General features: G+C 32.0%; 17 protein-coding genes. 6 read left to right on the forward strand and 11 right to left on the reverse strand.

Annotated elements, in window-relative coordinates; all coding sequences use genetic code 11:
- The first annotated feature begins 261 nt into the window (after positions 1-261).
- The 3 genes from IW20_RS04435 to IW20_RS04445 are packed head-to-tail and all read left to right on the forward strand — an operon-like array spanning position 262 to position 3,046.
- A complete protein-coding gene (locus tag IW20_RS04435) occupies positions 262-1,356 on the forward strand; it encodes a Nif3-like dinuclear metal center hexameric protein (RefSeq protein WP_035619380.1) in 1,095 nt (364 codons plus the stop codon).
- Positions 1,357-1,359: 3 nt separating this feature from the next.
- Positions 1,360-2,139 (forward strand): zinc ribbon domain-containing protein, encoded by a 780-nt coding sequence (locus IW20_RS04440; protein ID WP_035619383.1) that lies wholly within the window; start codon positions 1,360-1,362, stop codon positions 2,137-2,139.
- A gap of 52 nt (positions 2,140-2,191) precedes the next feature.
- Positions 2,192-3,046, forward strand: coding sequence for an alpha/beta fold hydrolase (locus IW20_RS04445; protein ID WP_035619386.1), 855 nt, complete (start codon positions 2,192-2,194; stop codon positions 3,044-3,046).
- Positions 3,047-3,198: 152 nt separating this feature from the next.
- On the opposite strand, the gene IW20_RS04450 is transcribed toward IW20_RS04445, so the two are convergent.
- Positions 3,199-3,879: an ArsR/SmtB family transcription factor gene (locus IW20_RS04450; protein WP_035619387.1), complete on the reverse strand. Its 681-nt coding sequence runs from the start codon at positions 3,877-3,879 to the stop codon at positions 3,199-3,201.
- A 76-nt stretch (positions 3,880-3,955) separates the two neighbouring features.
- Between IW20_RS04450 and IW20_RS25270 the strand changes: the two genes are divergently transcribed.
- The 3 genes from IW20_RS25270 to rluF all read left to right on the forward strand — a co-directional run bounded on the left by IW20_RS25270 (position 3,956) and on the right by rluF (position 6,489).
- Complete coding sequence (locus IW20_RS25270; protein WP_051885545.1) at positions 3,956-5,122, forward strand: cytochrome P450; 1,167 nt, start codon at positions 3,956-3,958, stop codon at positions 5,120-5,122.
- Between the two features lie 15 nt (positions 5,123-5,137).
- Positions 5,138-5,482, forward strand: coding sequence for an antibiotic biosynthesis monooxygenase family protein (locus IW20_RS04460; RefSeq protein WP_035619389.1), 345 nt, complete (start codon positions 5,138-5,140; stop codon positions 5,480-5,482).
- A 194-nt stretch (positions 5,483-5,676) separates the two neighbouring features.
- Positions 5,677-6,489: a 23S rRNA pseudouridine(2604) synthase RluF gene (gene rluF / locus IW20_RS04465; RefSeq protein ID WP_035619391.1), complete on the forward strand. Its 813-nt coding sequence runs from the start codon at positions 5,677-5,679 to the stop codon at positions 6,487-6,489.
- Positions 6,490-6,628: 139 nt separating this feature from the next.
- On the opposite strand, the gene IW20_RS04470 is transcribed toward rluF, so the two are convergent.
- The 10 genes from IW20_RS04470 to IW20_RS04515 form a co-directional block, all read right to left on the reverse strand.
- A complete protein-coding gene (locus IW20_RS04470) occupies positions 6,629-6,913 on the reverse strand; it encodes a hypothetical protein (RefSeq protein WP_035619393.1) in 285 nt (94 codons plus the stop codon).
- Between the two features lie 89 nt (positions 6,914-7,002).
- Positions 7,003-7,293, reverse strand: coding sequence for a hypothetical protein (locus IW20_RS04475; RefSeq protein ID WP_051885547.1), 291 nt, complete (start codon positions 7,291-7,293; stop codon positions 7,003-7,005).
- Positions 7,294-7,639: 346 nt separating this feature from the next.
- Positions 7,640-8,386, reverse strand: a complete 747-nt coding sequence (locus IW20_RS04480) for a LytR/AlgR family response regulator transcription factor (protein WP_035619395.1) — start codon at positions 8,384-8,386, stop codon at positions 7,640-7,642.
- Positions 8,379-10,121, reverse strand: a complete 1,743-nt coding sequence (locus IW20_RS04485) for an ATP-binding protein (RefSeq protein WP_035619397.1) — start codon at positions 10,119-10,121, stop codon at positions 8,379-8,381. Before IW20_RS04485 ends, IW20_RS04480 begins: the two co-directional genes overlap by 8 nt.
- Before the next feature lie 130 nt (positions 10,122-10,251).
- The gene (locus IW20_RS04490) at positions 10,252-10,728 is read right to left on the reverse strand and encodes a hypothetical protein (RefSeq protein WP_035619399.1); all 477 of its coding nucleotides are present in this window, start codon (positions 10,726-10,728) and stop codon (positions 10,252-10,254) included.
- A gap of 317 nt (positions 10,729-11,045) precedes the next feature.
- Positions 11,046-11,927 (reverse strand): bifunctional 5,10-methylenetetrahydrofolate dehydrogenase/5,10-methenyltetrahydrofolate cyclohydrolase, encoded by an 882-nt coding sequence (locus tag IW20_RS04495; protein ID WP_035619401.1) that lies wholly within the window; start codon positions 11,925-11,927, stop codon positions 11,046-11,048.
- 141 nt (positions 11,928-12,068) lie between these two features.
- On the reverse strand, positions 12,069-13,421 hold the full coding sequence (gene ffh / locus IW20_RS04500; protein ID WP_035619403.1) for a signal recognition particle protein: 1,353 nt from the start codon (positions 13,419-13,421) through the stop codon (positions 12,069-12,071).
- Positions 13,422-13,678: 257 nt separating this feature from the next.
- Complete coding sequence (locus IW20_RS04505; protein ID WP_051885549.1) at positions 13,679-15,364, reverse strand: MBOAT family O-acyltransferase; 1,686 nt, start codon at positions 15,362-15,364, stop codon at positions 13,679-13,681.
- 1 nt (position 15,365) lies between these two features.
- A complete protein-coding gene (locus IW20_RS04510) occupies positions 15,366-16,697 on the reverse strand; it encodes a LysM peptidoglycan-binding domain-containing protein (RefSeq protein ID WP_240478453.1) in 1,332 nt (443 codons plus the stop codon).
- A gap of 82 nt (positions 16,698-16,779) precedes the next feature.
- Entirely contained in the window at positions 16,780-18,258 is a 1,479-nt protein-coding gene (locus tag IW20_RS04515) for an SGNH/GDSL hydrolase family protein (RefSeq protein ID WP_051885551.1), read from the reverse strand.
- Positions 18,259-18,479: the final 221 nt, after the last annotated feature.

The following is an 18,479-nucleotide window of genomic DNA, read 5'->3' on the forward strand; positions in this document are numbered from 1 at the left end:
TCCGAATGCTAGTGATAATTCCATATAAAATGGCAAATGGGAAGAGTAATTTTCGAAGTAAATTCATAATACGAAATTAGAATAAATTATCTTTGAAATAAAATTTATAAAAACAAACTAACACAAATTTCACGAATTACCACTAATTTCATTGTTACCAAAAATTAAAATTTGAAATTCTAAAAACTTCAAAATCAAATCTTAGTTTGTGTAAATTCGTGTTCTCTTAAAAAAATACAATTATTCATTACCCTATAAATTATGAAAATACAAGAAATACTTTCTGTACTTGAAGAAATGGCTCCTTTGGCTTACGCCGAAGATTTTGATAATGTCGGGCTTTTAGTTGGTGATTCATCTACAGAAGCTACAGGAGTTTTGGTTTGTCACGATGCGCTTGAGAATGTAATTGACGAAGCTATTACCAAAAATTGCAATCTGGTTGTTTGTTTTCATCCGATTCTATTTTCTGGGATAAAAAAAATAACGGGTAAGAATTATGTAGAACGTGCTATTCTTAAAGCCATAAAAAATGATATTGCCATTTATGCCGTTCACACTGCATTAGACAATCACTCTCAAGGTGTAAACAAAATATTCTGTGATGCTTTAGGCTTGATAAATACTAGTGTTTTGATTCCGAAACAAAAGTACATTCAAAAACTAGTCACTTATACTACACCTGATAATGCTGACAAGGTTCGAAATGCAATGTTTGCCGCTGGTGCAGGAACTATTGGTAATTATGATAATTGTAGTTTTAATACTGAAGGTTTTTTTACTTTCCAGGGAAATGAAGACAGCAATCCTGTAATTGGCGAAAGAGGAAAACTACATACTGGAACCGAAATAAAAATCGAAGTTATCTTTGAAAAACATTTACAATCAAAAATATTAAAAGCGCTGTTTGCAAATCATATTTATGAAGAGGTAGCTTACGAAATTTACGATTTACAAAATGCTAATCAAAACATCGGTTTAGGCATGATTGGAGAATTTGAAACTCCGATGAACGAAACTGATTTCTTACCTTTTGTAAAAGAAAAAATGTTAGCAGATGACATTAGACATTCTGCTTTTATTGGCAAAAAAATCCATAAAGTAGCTGTTCTTGGCGGATCTGGAAGTTTTGCTATAAAAAATGCAATTCAGGCTGGAGCCGATGCTTTTTTAACAGCAGATTTAAAATACCATCAGTTTTACGAAGCCGAAAATCGATTACTATTAGCCGATATTGGACATTTTGAAAGCGAACGCTATACAAAAAATTATATTGTTGATTATCTTCGGAAAAAAATCCTTAATTTTGCAATCATTTTATCAGAAGAAAATACAAATCCAGTTAAGTACTTATAGAATATGGCGAATACGAAAGAATTAAGTGTTGAGGACAAGTTAAGAGCAATTTACGATTTACAGCTAATTGACTCTAGAATTGACGAAATCAGAAACGTAAGAGGAGAACTTCCATTAGAAGTGGAAGATTTAGAAGATGAAGTTGCAGGTTTAGGCACACGTTCAGAAAAATTGAAAAGCGAACTAGAAATAGTTGAAGAGCAAATCAAGACTAGAAAAAATGCTATTGATGATCATAAAGAAGCCATCAAAAAGTACACAAAACAACAAGAATCAGTTCGTAACAATAGAGAATTTAACTCTTTGACAAAAGAAGTTGAATTTCAAGAATTAGAAATTCAATTAGCTGAAAAGCAAATCAAAGAAATGAAAGTTTCTATTGAGCATAAAAAAGAAGTTATCTCTAGTTTAAAAGAAAGACTTGAGTCTAAAACTTCTCATCTAAAACACAAAAAATCTGAATTGGATGCGATTATGGCTGAAACTCAAAAAGAAGAAATCTTCTTATCTGAGAAATCAGCTGAGTACGAAGTTTTAATCGAAGACCGTTTATTAGCGGCTTACAAAAGAATCAGAACTAGTGTTCGTAACGGTTTGGCTGTAGTATCTATCGAAAGAGGTGCATCTGCAGGTTCTTTCTTTACTATTCCACCACAAACACAAGTAGAGATTGCATCTAGAAAAAAAATCATCACTGATGAGCATTCTGGAAGAATCCTAGTTGACAGTGCATTAGCAGAAGAAGAAAAAGAAAAAATGGATTTATTATTTTCTAAATTCTAAATAATATAAAGCCTCGAAGTTCGGGGCTTTTTTTATATTAAAATCTACAATTTTGGGGCTTAAAGAAGGTATTCGTTTCATAACATTAAAATCCGTTGGGCAATATATTAACTTTTTAAGTTATGTACGTCCGCAAAAAGCAGCGCAGATTTCATATGAGCTTTTTAGTCAACCCCGAGAAGGAAGATTAAGCAAAGAAAGCTTACCACAAATACTACAAGATACCAAAACTGAAACGTTTCATCATAACGAGCATCATTTTCAGACTTATACCTGGGAAGGAAATGATACCAAAATATTGCTCGTTCACGGTTGGGAAAGTAATGCTTCGCGCTGGCAAAAAACACTCCCACACTTACAACAATCAGGAAGCACAATTATTGCTATAGATGCGCCTGCTCACGGACAAAGTAGCGGTAAAGAATTCAATGTACCTCTTTATGCTGAATTCATTAACAAAGCGGTACAAAAATACCAACCTACAATTATAATTGGTCATTCTATCGGCGGAGCTGCTTGTGTATATCACCAGCATTTATATCCAGATACCAGTATTCAGAAAATGGTTATTCTAGGCGCTCCATCAGATTTGCAAACGCTTATAAATAATTATATTGCCATGTTGAGCTTAAACGAAAAAATGGTTCCGCTATTGGAGAATCGTTTTATAAATCGTTTCAACTTTAAACTGGAAGATTTCTCTGGAAAAAAATTCGCTTCAAATTTTACTGTCAAAGGATTAATTGCACACGATACCGAAGATAACGTTGTCGCTTTTGAAGAAGGAGAAAAAATAGCCAGCACTTGGAAAAACAGCCAATTTATCGCTACAAATGGTTTAGGTCATGGCATGCATGATGATGAATTGTACCGAAAAGTGGTTGCTTTTTTATTTTCGGAAATTTAGTTTTCTTTAGGCTCTTTCTTTAGGTTCTAAGGTTCTAAGGTTCTAAGGTTCTAAGGTTCTAAGGTTCTAAGGTTCTAAAAAAAAGCATTCTGCTTTTTTTTAGAATTCATTAAAAATCTAAGAAGTATAAAAGGTCTAACAATCTAAGAAGTCTAGACAACGATTTTAAATTGTTTATATAATTCTTTTTCTCCTTTTCCTGTAATAATTATTGCTCTAGAATTTTCGGTTTTTCGTAACCAATCATTTGCTATCATTTTATTCAATAACGACGTAGCCAGAGATCCTGCCATGTGATTTTTTCTTTCACTCCAATCAAGACAAGGCTTCAGGAATAAACGTCTTTGTTTCTTAACCTCATCTACATTTATTCCAAAATCAGAAAACCATTTTATTCCTTCCTGGCTAATTTCAAAATCATTATTAGTATCTACAATTATATTCTGCTCTAATAAACTATTCGTTAAAGCCACACCTATTTTCCCCGCTAAATGATCATAACAAGTTCTGCAATGTTTTATTGGCGGAAGCTTTTCAGTATTCTTTTTTTGTGGAACTTTTTGTGGCGGAATTAAGCTTGCCATCCCCTCGATAGCATAAGCAATTTCTTTGCTTGAATATCTATAATATTTATGACGCCCTTGTTTTTCTACACAAAGTAAATCGGCATCTAGCAGCTTGCCTAAATGCATGCTTATATTTTGCGGCGATGTATTCCCAACAATTGCAAGTTCTGTAGCCGTAAATGCTTTTCCGTCGAGCAATGCCCACATGATTGACGCTCGGGTTGGATCACCTATTAATGTTGCTATTTTTATAAACTGTTCTTCCATTTTATACAATCATAGTTAAAGCCAGACTGAAGTATCTACGTGTAAAGTTAAATAACTTTGCTAAAAATTATAATCTATGCAACCTACTTTATTCCTTCAATCAGATATTAAAGATCCGTATGCTATATATAAAACAATGCTTGAAAAACATCCTATTTTTTGGGATGAAGCAAACCAAATTTGGGCGATTTATTCTCACGAATATTGTACCGAAATCCTAAATAGTCCCAACGTAAACATTCCTGTTATCAATCCTAATAATGAGCAGAATCTTAATAAATACGCTTTAAAAATCATCAATCATTTATCCCGATTATCAAACGGAATTCAGCATGTAATAGCAAAGGAAACTGCAATGCTTTTATTTGCAAACATGAAATCAATTAACATTAATCAAATCATAGCCGATTTACTAGATAATGGATTAATCGAAAACAAAATTGATTGGGTTGATTCTGTTTGTAAAAAGCTTCCTATTTTGGTTATTTTAAAAAGCTTTGGTTTTGAGCAAGATGATTGCAAATTCATTTCTGAAAAAATAGAACATCTTGTAAAAATAATGTTACCGAATAAATCGAATGAACAAGTTCGGGCTATTAATGAAATTTCGGAAAGTTGTTATTCTATAATAAAAAAACAACTGTCGAATCTTCCTTTTTATCAACCTTTACTAGATAAAATATCCAAATCGCATAACATTTCTCTGGAAGAAACGATAACAATATCTGTGAGCAATTTAATTGGATTGCTGATTCAAAGTTATGATGCTGGTAGAGGGATTTTGAGTAACTCTTTATTACAAATCATAAATAACCCGAATCTAATTTCTAAGAACAATATTGATAAAACTCTAATACAAAAATTGGTTATCGAAACACTACGATTTGATCCACCAATTCATAATACAAGAAGAGTTGCAATTACAGATATTATATTGGGTAAAACAATAATTAAAAAAGATAAAAATCTATTATTGGTGCTCGCCGCAGCAAATCGTGATCCTGAAAAATTCGATAATGCTTTGAGTTTTGATATAGAAAGAATCAATAACAATGATAATCTTACCTTTGGGATTGGAGGCCATATGTGTCTGGCTAAATACTTTTCGATTCAGCTTACTACCGAAGCTTTATTTTATTTATTCAATAATTATAAAACAATTACAACTCTAGACAACAACATTCAGTACGAACCTTTGATAAATGCCAGATTACCTAGAAACATCTGGATTCTGATTCAATAATTTAAATAAAACAATATGATAGCAGTAATTTTTGAAGTAATTCCTAACGAAGAAAAAAAACAAGAATATCTAGACATCGCAGCAAGTTTACGTCCTGAGCTTGATAAAATCTCTGGTTTTATATCTATAGAGCGATTTCAGAGTCTTAATGATCCTGGAAAAATTTTGTCTTTGTCATTTTGGAAAGATGAAGAAAGCATTCAACAATGGAGAAATCTCGAAATGCATCGTAATGCTCAATCTAAAGGACGTCAAGAAATCTTTAAAGATTACCATTTGAGAATTGCCGATGTAAAAAGAGATTACGGAATGTTTGACAGAAAAGAAACGCCAAAGGATAGTGAGGTTCTGAGGTTCTGAGGTTCTGAGGTTCTGAGGTTCTGAGGTTCTGAGGTTCTGAGGTTCTGAGGTTCTGAGGTTCTGAGGTTCTGAACTAAAAAAGCATGCTGCTTTTTTAGTTATTATTAAAATTCAAAAGTCTAAGAAGTCTAAAAGCTCTAACAATCTAAGAAGTCTAAATTCCAAGATGTCTATTTTTTGACTACTTTTGCACTATGGAAGAAAATCTAAAACGCCTCAACAAATTCATTGGAGAAACTGGATATTGTTCTCGTCGTGAAGCTGACAAACTAATCGAAGAAGGACGTGTAACCATAAACGGAATTGTACCCGAAATGGGAACAAAAGTTTCACCTGATGACGAAGTACGCATAGACGGAAAGTTAATCGTAGAGAAACACGATAAACCAGTTTATTTAGCTTTTAATAAACCTGCTGGAATCGAATGTACCACTAATCTGGAAGTTCGTAACAATATTGTAGATTACATTAATTATCCTAAACGTATTTTCCCAATTGGAAGGCTGGATAAAGCCAGTGAAGGTTTAATATTCATGACTAATGATGGTGATATTGTAAACAAAATTCTGCGCGCAAGAAACAATCACGAAAAGGAATATACTGTAACAGTAAACAAACCTATTACTGATCGTTTTATTGAGCGAATGGGGAATGGCGTTCCTATTCTTGATACAGTAACCAAAAAATGTAAAGTTGAACAAATAAGCAAATACATCTTTAAGATTATCCTGACTCAGGGATTAAACCGTCAGATTAGAAGAATGGCAGAATATTTAGGTTACGAAGTTACTGCCTTAAAGCGTATTCGCATTATTAATATTTCTCTTGATGTTCCTGTAGGTCGTTACCGTGATTTAACCGATGCTGAGATTAAAGAATTAAATGAACTTATTGAACCTTCAAGTAAAACTGAGGAAGCTAGTTTGCCTAAAATAGAAACCCCGAGAAGAAAAACGGAATTTATAAAAAGAGACGATCCTCGATTTAAGAAAAAGGGCGATTACTAATTAATAAGCTCTAATTACACTATAATAAAGAAAAGCCTGGAATTAAAAACTCCAGGCTTTTTTACTACAATCTTATTTTTCAACAAACAAATAATATTATTTTATCTTATTCCTTTACTTTTCAGATTCACAACATTCATTAAAATGGTGTTATCCCTGTAAGAATTGCATTTCCAGACAATGGTTTAAAAATATCAACAATTGCCTCGTAAGTCAGTCCAGATAAGACGACTGTTGCATCACATCTAAAACGATAATTTATTCCTTTCACTACTTGGGTAGAAACAGCAGTTGGAATATATTTTACTCCTAGCAAGCCATTCATCGCTTGTCTGAATATTTGCAAATCTTCTTGAGTTGGAATATGATAGACGGTCCATCCTCCAAACAATGTTTCATTATTTATTAGGGCACTATTTGACATAATTTCTATAATTTAAATTGTTTTAATTACTCTAATGGATTCCATAAATCACTTATTTTAAAAGTGATGCTGAATTCTTTTTTTGAGTATTAAATCCTTGTTATTTTCACAACATGTGGGTCTCCAACTAATGGCTTAAAAATTTTCACTATAGCTTCATAAGCAATCTCTGAAGGCGGAATTGATGCATCGCATCTAAAACGATAATTCATTCCTGCTACCACTTGTGTCGCAACTGCTGTAGGGATATATTTCACTCCAACATACCCCTCTAAGGCTTGTTTAAATAGTAATAAATCTGCAGCTGTAGGTTTGCGAAAATCTGTCCATCCGCCTACTATTGGCTCATGGTTTTCTAAGACTTGGGTTTGACTTGACATAATGTTAAAATTTAATTGTTCTTGGTCCTACTCATAAGGCTTTTCGGAAGCGCCATGTTTTTAAATTGGGTATTAAAACCGTCTTTAATGCAATTATTTAGCTGATAGATTATCACCTAAATAAGAAGTCATGGAGAATAAATTATGCTAGTCTTAATCAATTCCCTATAGTAAAACTATAGCACAATTAAATCTGTAAGTATGAATATGTCATGAGAACGGAAATCATTGTCATGAGAGGTAAAAAAAGTAGTATGGGATTTTTCCCTAATGTAAATAAGCAAAAAAACCTCGTTCATATAAATATGAATGAGGTTTTAGTTATAAAGAATTGTACGAAGTAATGTTATCTCAATATGCGAAACTTTTTTACGAAATCTCTGTATTTCTCGCTCAAGACAACCTTGTGGTTTCCTTTTAAAACAACTAGATTATCATTAACAATTATCTCTTCTATCTTGCTTAGGTTTACAATATAGTTACGATGTGTTTGACTAAACTTAGCAGGATCCAAAAACTGTATGATTTTGGTAAGAGATATTAAGATTACAAATTTTTCGGCTTCAGTTATTATATTGCAATATCTGTCTTCAACTTCTATATAGACTATATCCTCAATTCTAACTTTTTTTAAAGCTTTATTTTTTTTAATAAAAAGATAGTCGTCACTTATAACGGTATCTTGTTCTTCACCAACAAAAACATTGGTTTGACCATAAAATTTTTCGACTGCCATCTCTAGTGCGTACAAAATTTCTAGCTCATTGAATGGTTTTAATAAAAAACTAAATGGTTTGGTCAATTTGGCTCTTTCAAAAATCTGGCGATCTTTGGAACTTGTCAGGAAAACAAATGGTTTTAATCCATTAGGAACAATATTAATTGTTTCTGCAAAAGTAACCCCGTCTGGTTTTCCGTCTAAAAAAACATCTATAACTACAACATCTATTGCGTTATTATAAAACAACGCCAATGCTTCATTATAAGTAGGCGCAATGCCCACAATATTATAATTATTAGCGGTAAGCACTTTTACAAGTGCATCGCTTTCTGCTGGAGTATCTTCGATAATAAGTACATTTATATTATCCATGATTTTTAAACTTTTGTAATACTATAATTATTTTTGTTCCAACATTTTCTTCACTTTCAATTTCTAATCTACCGCCATTTTTATAGATCATGCTCTTGCATAATTGCATTCCTAATCCGGTTCCTATTGTATCATCGTTTTTCTTTTTAGAAAGCAATGCAGTCTTTTTCAATAGTTCTTCTTGTGTAGAAGCGCTCATTCCTAATCCGGTATCTTCGACAACTAAGTAACAAAAATCATCGTCTGATTCTCGGGTATAAATCGAAATCTTACCATTGTCTTTAGTAAACTTAATTGCGTTATCTAATATATTACGAATAATTATTTTAAGCGAATCCATATCGGCAAATACATAATCGGTAGTAGAAACTCTATTTTCAAAACTGATGTTTCTATTTATCATTAATGGCTTATAATTATACTCTACATGTTTCACAATTGTCGCCAAATGCAGTGATTCCTGAAAAAAATAGGTTTGTTTCGTTTGTAACAAAGCCCAATTAAGTAGGTTATCTAATAAATTATAAGCTCCATTAGCAATCGCACTATTATTATGTAATTGCGTATCTAGCTCAGTATAATTCTTAGTTTCCAGATTTTCAATTAACTTGCTATTACTCGTTTTTAGAGCATTTACCGAAGATCTTAAATCATGACTTACTATAGAGAACAACTTATCTTTTGTAGCATTCAATTTATCTAACTCATCTTTCTGAGCTAGGATTATTTTATTATTCTTTATTTTCTGTCTATAAAAATACACTCCTGTTCCAAACAAGATTAGCAATAAGACTGAAGAAAACAATAAGCTATTTCTTTCGGCTACTTTTAGCTTATTTTCAGCTTCTAAAATATTTACTTCTTTTTGTTTTTGCTTTACTGCAAATTTCTTTTCTAGCTCGGCAAGTGCCCAAACTTTATTCTGATCGTTTAAAGAATCTTTCCAGGTTTCATATTCTTTACGATAGGTTAAGGCTAATGGGAAATTTTTTCTATTCTCCTCTACCACTGCCATATTTAATGCAGCAGTTTGTTTTATTTCAAATGATTTAACTTTTTTAGAAAGATGATATCCTTTTTCAAAATAAGGAATTGCCTGACTGTCTTTATATTGTTCATAATACAAAGTGGCAATATCCATATAGGATCCGATTAATAATAAAGTATCTTTTTCTTTTTCTTGCAATTGAGCACCTTTAAACAAATGTTCTTCGGCTTTATCAAATTCTTTAAGATGCAAATAGCACAATCCTATATTATGTAAAACTGTACTTATTCCTAAATCATAAGTAGGTATATTTGATAGCTTTATTATTCCTTCAAAATACTGTAAAGCATTTTTAAATTCATTTTGACTTAATGCAATCTCACCTAGATTATTTTTTACTTTATAATGAAATGGAAAATTACTAGAAACTTTATTAAACTCTTTTTTTGCTTCATTAAGAAGTTTTTTTTCTTTAAAACTGATTCCTCTAAAATAATGACAGTAATCTCTAAGCTCAATATTTTTAGTTAAACTAATATGCTTCATAGAATAAACTAAGGTTGAATCCCAATTTTTTTCTATAAAAAATGATACTGCTTTATTAAAATTAATCTCTTCTTTAAACTTATTTGCTTCTATTTTTATTTCTTCCTTAAACAACTTCTTAAGAGGTAAATCTTCCTGTGAGAAGAGAAAAAGCGAATTAAACAACAATATAAAAACAACAAGTAATTTAATCTTAATCATTTCTCTTAATTATATATCAAGGATTATAAATCAATATAAGTAATTAAATCAATTATTATATTTCATTTATAATCCTTATTAGATTAACATTTCTCAATTGAATGAAAATTCTTCAACAAGTAATGAATAATTATCCTCCTGACTGAACTGTAGTTACTGTTCCTCTAGAAGCTACTGGATCTACATCCCAAAGAAAAGTTTGGATTGTTCTTACTTTTGAGAAATCTCCGATAAATGCATAGCGATTTGCATTAAATTTAAGCTCGTGAACAGAGAATGTACACGCCTCTTGTTCTGGCATATTATAGGCAATAAAAAATTGCAATTGGGGATGTCCTTCAAGATCGGTATAACAATTTTGAAAAATGTCATATTGAAAAACTTCATTTCTTCTGTCCAGATCAACATAAGCAACAATGTTTATGGAGAGCGTATCACTCTCTGCATTATAATATGCTTCTACAAACGGAGACAAAAGTCCTTTAGATTTTCTTTCAGGAAAAGTAACCTTTCCTATTTCTTTGTTATCATTTTCAGAAAAAATTTTAGTTCCTGGAGGCATGGTAATTACCTCATTACTCTCTACATTTAAATTTGTTGTGCTCATAATTTTAAGTTAGTTAGCTTATAGGTTTGGGACCTATCAATGGGTTAATAAATAAGTTTACAGAAATAAAATATATGACTAAAAATGGCCGGTAAATAGCCTTTTATTTCTATTTCAAATATAACAAACATTTTCTTAATAACTTTTAATCATTAACAAATAACACGTTAAAAACCTGTAGTTTATCTTGATTATTTGCTTTTAATCGCCAAAAAAGAACAGGAAACAGTTAATTCCTACAAATAACTCCATAAAGTAAAGAGCAAAAAAAAGCCTTAAACAAAAGTTTAAGGCTTACTATGTAATATGTGAAGATGTTATTTTCCTGCTTTCATTTTTCTTGCCAACAATGTGTTTTTAAGCAACATGGCAATTGTCATAGGTCCTACTCCACCAGGAACAGGTGTTATAAAAGATGATTTTTTACTTACTTCTGCAAAATCAACATCACCTGTAATTACATATCCTTTTGGATTTGTAGCATCATCTACTCTTGTAATTCCTACGTCGATAACAACAACACCATCTTTTACCATATCTGCTTTTAGGTAATTTGGAACTCCTAAAGCAGTAATAATGATATCGGCATTTTTAGTATATTCCTCAATATTCTTTGTTCTACTATGTGTCAAGGTTACTGTCGAATCTCCAGGGTTTCCTTTACGGCTCATTAAGATACTCATTGGTCGCCCTACTATATGGCTACGCCCAATAACTACAGTATGTTTTCCGGCAGTTTCTACATTATAACGCTCTAATAATTGCATAATCCCAAATGGTGTCGCCGGAATAAAAGTATCCATCTCTAAAGCCATTTTTCCAAAGTTTGTAGGATGAAATCCATCTACATCTTTATCTGGATCTATTGCCATTAAAATCTTTTGTTCGTCGATATGTTTTGGCAAAGGCAACTGAACAATATATCCGTCTAGATTATCATCTTCATTCAGTTCTTTAATTTTTGCCAATAACTCTACCTCTGTAATTGTTTCTGGTAAACTTACCAAAGTTGAATCGAAACCTATTTGCTGGCAAGATCTTACTTTACTACCTACGTAAGTTAAACTAGCCCCATCTGTACCTACAATCACAGCTGCCAAATGAGGTACTTTTCCTCCCGCATCTTTAATTGCTTGCACTTCTATTGCAATTTCGTTTTTAATATCTTCAGCTGTTTTTTTACCGTCTAGTAGTTGCATTTTTTTTAAAGGGTTTTTAAAGTTTAAGATTTAAAGTTTTTTCGGTTCAAACCATAAATCAATTTAGTTGTGTTTATATTAAAAAGTTTAAGGTTTAAAATTTCAATTATCTTGAAACTTTAAACCTTATTTATTTTTTTATTATCTCGGCATTCCGCCTGGCATTCCTTTCATGCCTCCCATCATTTTCATTAAGTTCTTTCCGCCTGGGCCTTGCATCATTTTCATCATTTTGCTCATTTGGTCGAACTGCTTCATCAGCTGATTTACTTGCTCGATTTTAGTTCCCGAACCTTTTGCGATTCTGGCTTTCCTTTTCACATCGATAACTGCTGGCTTGCTTCTTTCTAGTGGCGTCATCGAATGTATAATCGCTTCGATATGCTTGAAGGCATCATCTTCAATCTCTACATCTTTCATTGCCTTAGAAGCACCTGGTATCATTCCTACCAAGTCTTTCATATTACCCATTTTCTTTACTTGCTGAATTTGTGATAAGAAATCATCAAAACCAAATTCGTTTTTAGCAATTTTCTTTTGGATTTTTCTTGCTTCTTCTTCATCAAATTGCTCTTGCGCTCTTTCTACCAACGACACAACATCACCCATACCAAGTATACGCTCTGCCATACGAATAGGATAGAACACATCGATTGCATCCATTTTCTCTCCTGTACCAACAAACTTAATTGGTTTGTTTACAACAGATTTTATAGAAATTGCAGCTCCTCCACGTGTATCTCCATCTAATTTAGTAAGGATAACTCCGTCGAAGTTTAATATATCATTAAATGCTTTTGCAGTATTTACAGCATCCTGACCTGTCATGGCATCCACAACAAATAAAGTTTCTTGTGGTTGGATTGCTTTGTGTACACGTGCAATCTCATCCATCATTTCCTGATCTACGGCTAAACGTCCTGCTGTATCGACAATAACAACATTAAACCCATTAGCTTTAGCATGTTTAATTGCGTTTTGAGCAATTTCTACAGGATTTTTATTTTCTGGTTCTGAGTAAACCTCAACACCTATTTGGTCTCCTACAACATGTAATTGGTTTATCGCCGCTGGACGATAAATATCACACGCTACTAAAAGTGGTTTTTTATTCTTTTTTGTTTTTAAATAATTAGCAAGTTTTCCAGAGAATGTAGTTTTCCCCGAACCTTGTAATCCTGACATTAAAATAATGCTTGGATTACCAGACAAGTTTATCCCTGCTACATCACCACCCATTAATTCAGTAAGTTCGTCTTTTACTAACTTCACCAATAATTGTCCTGGCTGAAGTGTCGTTAAAACGTCTTGTCCAATTGCTTTTTCTTTTACTTTGGTAGTAAAATCTTTAGCAATTTTAAAGTTAACATCGGCATCAAGTAAGGCACGACGAACTTCTTTTAAGGTTTCGGCAACGTTTACTTCTGTAATCTTACCGTGTCCTTTTAATATATGGAAGGCTTTATCTAACTTATCACTTAAATTATCAAACATACTATTTTCTTTATTTGAAGTGCAAAGATAATCTAATTAGACATTTCAGGCAATTTTTATTTAACTGCAAAGTACGTTTTGATTTTACCGCAAAGTTCGCAAAGTTTTACACAAAGTTTTTTTGTTTCACGCAGATTAAAAAAGATTTTAGCTGATTTTTAAAACCCTCTTAATTTGTGGCTTTAAATATAAAAAGCGCAAAGAAAAAACTTTGCGCCTTTGTGCCTATGAACCTTTGTTCCTTTGAATCTTCTTAATTAGAACTGGAAGTAAATAAAAGGTTGTGAACCTGCAACTGCTGTTGCATAAACTATCCAGTACACAAATCCTAAAACAATTGCTTTACCAATTAAAGGAGTTTTATCAAATACTAATTTCATTTTGGCTGTAATTACTTCTGGTAAAAAGTGCCATACATAACCGAAAAGCATTAATAAAAATACATTTTTATATCCTAGTACGATCGTTTGCCAATGATCTGGTTCAAATGTTAATTGTCCGATATTGTTGATTACTTGTATTGCTGTATCAAAATCTTTTGCACGGAAGAATATCCAACAGAAAACCACAAAATGGAATGTTAGTACAATGGAGAAAAATTTCCAGATTGTACTTAATCCGTTACTTTCTTTTTTAGAAGGAAAAAGTTCTACAAATATTTTATGAACTGCTAATGCCAATCCGTGTAATGCTCCCCAAATAATAAATTGTGCTCCTGCTCCATGCCACAATCCTCCTAAAAGCATTGTTGTAAACAAGTTAAAATTAGTTACCATGGTTTGTTTTAATTTGCTTGAAAGCAAAAATGACAAGCAAAAAACTGCGATTCCTCCAACTGCTATTACTAACGGAATTATACTTTCAGCCGAATTTGTGATTCCCCAAAGTAACAATCCGAAAAAGAATAAACTCGGGAATAAAAATCCTGCAAATGTTCCTTCTCTGTTTCCTCCGATAGAGATATACAAAAAGTCTTTTAACCAAGTAGATAATGAAATATGCCATCTTCTCCAGAAATCAGTAATCGAAACCGATTTGTAAGGTGTTCTAAAGTTGGCTGGTAATTTAAACCCAAGCAATAATGCAATACCAATGGCCATATCTGAGTATCCTGAGAAATCACAATAAATCTGGATTGCATATCCGTAAGATGCCATTAAATTCTCAAACGAGGTATAACTCATTGGCGAATCGAAAACACGATCTACGAAGTTTACCGAGATATAATTAGAAATTACCGTTTTCTTAATTAAACCACCAATGATAAGAAACAATGCATTATTTACATCTTCTTTAGTAAGGTTTAATTTTTGATATATCTGTGGCAAGAAATCCTTAGCTCTTACAATCGGGCCGGCAACTAATTGCGGGAAGAATGAAACGAAGAATAAATATTCGATATAATTTTTTGTTGGTTTAATCTCTTCACGATAAATCTCGATAATATAACTCATCGATTGAAACGTGTAGAAAGAAATTCCGACAGGAAGGAAAATATCATGAAGCTCAAAATTACCATGAAACATATCATTGTAGGTAACTATCATAAAGTTCATGTACTTAAAATACCCAAGTAATCCTAAATTTAGGATAACACTTATTACCAAGTATATTTTCTTTCGGCTTTTTACAGTTTCATTATATATAACCTGACTCAAGCCATAATCTACAACCGAGGAAAGTAGCAATAACAAGAAATATATTCCGCTTGACTTATAATAAAAGAAAAGCGAGAATAGAATAACGTATGTTAATCTTAAATAAAATGTCTTGCGTAAAAAGGCATACACAAAATAAAAAACCAGAAACAATCCTAAGAATAGTCCTGTGTTGAATAATAATTTTTCTTCTGGGTTATAAATAAACCAACCCTTAACCTGTTCTAATGTAAGTGCACCAAAATTTTGAACGAACCAATCATTAATGCTATCAACTGTTATCAACTTATTTTTTTAATTTAAAATTATCGTATTCGTTTAATAATGCTTTCGAAAACAAGCTTCCTTGTTTTTCATATCCGTTTTTAGAATAATGTACCCAGTCTGGGCCTATTAATCCTTGAGCTTTTAATTTTCCAATACCACTCATTCCACCAAACTCGTTATACAAATCCCAAACTGCCAAACCATCTGTTTGAGCTGTTTCAAAAATATGTTTTGTATAATCAGCAACAAACGTATTTGGTTTTCTTCCTTTTAATAGTGATGGCGGCGGCGTCATAACTAGAACAGGAACATGAATGTTTTGATCTTTTAACTTACTTATAAACTCGCGTAATTGTTTTATGTAACCTGATGCTTCTAACCTGTCATAACTTTCGTTTGTTCCTAATGATAATATTATCATATCTGGATGTAACGATTTTAGTTGCTCAAAGAAAACAGGATATTTATTATAATCAGAAAATTTTGCTCCATTTACTCCAATACCACTATAAATTACTCCTGGGGAATCTTTCTCGAGTATTAACCCATTAAGCTCATATTTCTTAGCCTCTTTATTTGGAATAAGATAGATTTTGTCTAATGCCTTTTCGGTATTATAATAATGAGAAAATGAATCTGATGCTATATCCAAAGGAACATACTCTGATTGTGAAATTGTTTTAGGACGTGTTTCATTTGTAACAATCTTAAGCGTTCTACCTGCTCTAATTGCATTCGATTTTAAATGATTGACTCTTTTTATCTCTGCAATCGAAACATTGTATTTATCTGCAATAACCGAGATTGCTTCTCCTTTTTTTATTTTATGCGTAATTACTTTTTTCTCCGAAGATTGAATCATATTAGTTTGAATGCGAGTTGCCAAGTCAAACATATGCTGATTTTGCGGTGTAATTATCTTTATTGTATTAAACTTATATACAGGATCTTTTACATTAACCTCAATTACAAATCCATCGGTATTTCTCCAAAGTGCGATTCCGCTTAAACCCATTGGGCAGTTTTTCTCCGGAAGAATGTTTCGGTAACTTTCCCAAATTTTATTCGAACGGAAACGTTCATTATAAGAACCGTTTGTTTTTGCTAATGAATACGGAAAAATAAAACCTCTTCCTGCATTTCCTAATTCTTTCTGAAGATCTTTACGAATCTCATTTGTCATCAAATCACTCTGAATATGTGAGTCTCCGATATGAACGATGTTTATTTTATGATTCCCCTGATTTTCATTGCTTTTTAATTTCTTAAAGAAATCTTCCAGAACCTTTGCATTATAAATTTGACTCCCTGATATAGGCTCAATAGTTGTTGTATCGATATGGTTAGTCATCTTTTTAGTTATTAAAATTGGCTCGGTTTTTTGCGCTTTGTTATTAGACGCAAAAAGAAGACAACAAAAGAAAATAATAAGTTTATTCATCTACACTATCTTTTATTACAGACACGGAATCTGTATTGGTTTTCCTGACTGTTTTGCCTTTTCTTATGTCCGCTTCTCTCTTTTCGCGCAAAACTTTATATTGTTCGTATCCTTGGTTCAATTGCTCATAAAGTAATCCTCCAATTGCTTTTGCTCCACGCTGATTAAAATGCGTATAATCTTTATTAGCTTTTGCTGGTGCCTCATCTACCCATTTTACCATAGAGCCGTCCCCACCCATCAAAGTATATAAGTTAACAAATCCAGATTGAGTTTCTAAAGCATAACGCTTTTGAGCTTTCATTAAAGGAACAACTGCCGAATCGGTTTTCATTTGCATATCATATTTTGTCGATTTATCTGCAGTCGAAATAATCAAAATAGAAACTCCAGGGAAAGACGCTTTTATTTTGTCTACCACTTTGGTCATTCCTTTTCCATACCACGAATAGTTTTTTGTACCGTAATTTAAAACATTGGTTCCATAATGAAGGATAACCAAATCGTATTTTAAACTGTTGTTAAAACTTTGCATTACATTGGCATCAAAAATAGAAATTGGCATTCCTGAATTTCCTCTTTGTGAAAAATTATCTACGTGAACCCCGCTACCATTATCAAAATTGAAGCCATAAATAGGAATAGAGTCTGCGTGAACAAAATTAGCCTTAAATCCTTTTATACTTTTAGAAGTTACTTTTATAGTATTTACTAAATTATTAGGTGCAAGACTTTTGGATATTGTGTCTTTTCCTATAATAAAATTCACTTTACCAGTTCTTGATGATTTTCCATAATATAAAGTTGGATTATCTAAACTAGTCGCAAATTTATTTAAACCCGCCTCATAGGAAACCCATGTAGAATTTGACTTATCATTAGCAAAAAAGACATGCCCGTTTACACCAAAAGGACTTGCGGGTCTCTTAACATTAAGATATGATTGCATTTTCCAATTTTTGGAATACAGCGCTTTTACTGAAGCTCTTGATGCTGCTGACTCTGAAGTAATAGAAACAAATCCAACTCCTGTACCTCCAAATCTTTCTTGATATTTGTTTCGAACATCTTGTACAATTAAATCACCATCGGTCATAGAATCGCCATAATAGGCAATCCTTACTTTTGCTTCTGGGTGTTTTTCTAATTGATATAATTTATCATAAAAAGAAATCAGGTATTGATATCCTTTATAATTATCAAAAGTTTCTGATGGGAATTCTATTCCTTCATTAGCATTAAAAACGATATTCTCACCTGCTTCATCATCAGCATCGGTGCTATCATTTTTTTTAGATACGCCTTCTTTTTCAAATGATTCCAGAAGCATACTATCTACAAGTACATTTTTGGAGTCGACTTTACTTTCAGGAAAAATTTTATCTGGTAATATTTGTTTAAAACCAATGAAAGCTACAAATGCTAATGCTACAATTGCAAAAGACTGAAAAAAATAAGATTTTGTATTCACTTGTAATTATAAATTTTGAAGAATAAAATCAATAAGAACTCCATTATGCAAATTTCCTATTAATTTAATTAAAACGTTTGCAAAGATAGAATAAACAATAAATCTATTATTCCTTTTTTACGATTAAATAAAAATAAAAAAGAGGCTAGATAAATCTAGCCTCTTTCCAAAAAAAAAATAAAAAAAAACCAAGTTACTATCTAAATTGAATTTAAACATAG

It is taken from the genome of Flavobacterium hydatis (assembly GCF_000737695.1).
In the GTDB taxonomy this organism is placed as follows: domain Bacteria; phylum Bacteroidota; class Bacteroidia; order Flavobacteriales; family Flavobacteriaceae; genus Flavobacterium; species Flavobacterium hydatis.

Excerpts from the sequence above, each read along its gene's own strand:
- IW20_RS04485 (WP_035619397.1), bottom strand. The coding sequence starts at position 10,121 with ATGATTAAGATTAAATTACTTGTTGTTTTTATATTGTTGTTTAATTCG.
- IW20_RS04490 (WP_035619399.1), bottom strand. The coding sequence starts at position 10,728 with ATGAGCACAACAAATTTAAATGTAGAGAGTAATGAGGTAATTACCATG.
- IW20_RS04440 (WP_035619383.1), top strand. The coding sequence starts at position 1,360 with ATGGCGAATACGAAAGAATTAAGTGTTGAGGACAAGTTAAGAGCAATT.
- IW20_RS04470 (WP_035619393.1), bottom strand. The coding sequence starts at position 6,913 with ATGTCAAATAGTGCCCTAATAAATAATGAAACATTGTTTGGAGGATGG.
- IW20_RS04510 (WP_240478453.1), bottom strand. The coding sequence starts at position 16,697 with ATGACTAACCATATCGATACAACAACTATTGAGCCTATATCAGGGAGT.
- IW20_RS04495 (WP_035619401.1), bottom strand. The coding sequence starts at position 11,927 with ATGCAACTACTAGACGGTAAAAAAACAGCTGAAGATATTAAAAACGAA.
- IW20_RS04435 (WP_035619380.1), top strand. The coding sequence starts at position 262 with ATGAAAATACAAGAAATACTTTCTGTACTTGAAGAAATGGCTCCTTTG.
- rluF (WP_035619391.1), top strand. The coding sequence starts at position 5,677 with ATGGAAGAAAATCTAAAACGCCTCAACAAATTCATTGGAGAAACTGGA.
- IW20_RS04460 (WP_035619389.1), top strand. The coding sequence starts at position 5,138 with ATGATAGCAGTAATTTTTGAAGTAATTCCTAACGAAGAAAAAAAACAA.
- IW20_RS25270 (WP_051885545.1), top strand. The coding sequence starts at position 3,956 with ATGCAACCTACTTTATTCCTTCAATCAGATATTAAAGATCCGTATGCT.
- IW20_RS04475 (WP_051885547.1), bottom strand. The coding sequence starts at position 7,293 with ATGTCAAGTCAAACCCAAGTCTTAGAAAACCATGAGCCAATAGTAGGC.
- IW20_RS04480 (WP_035619395.1), bottom strand. The coding sequence starts at position 8,386 with ATGGATAATATAAATGTACTTATTATCGAAGATACTCCAGCAGAAAGC.
- IW20_RS04450 (WP_035619387.1), bottom strand. The coding sequence starts at position 3,879 with ATGGAAGAACAGTTTATAAAAATAGCAACATTAATAGGTGATCCAACC.
- ffh (WP_035619403.1), bottom strand. The coding sequence starts at position 13,421 with ATGTTTGATAATTTAAGTGATAAGTTAGATAAAGCCTTCCATATATTA.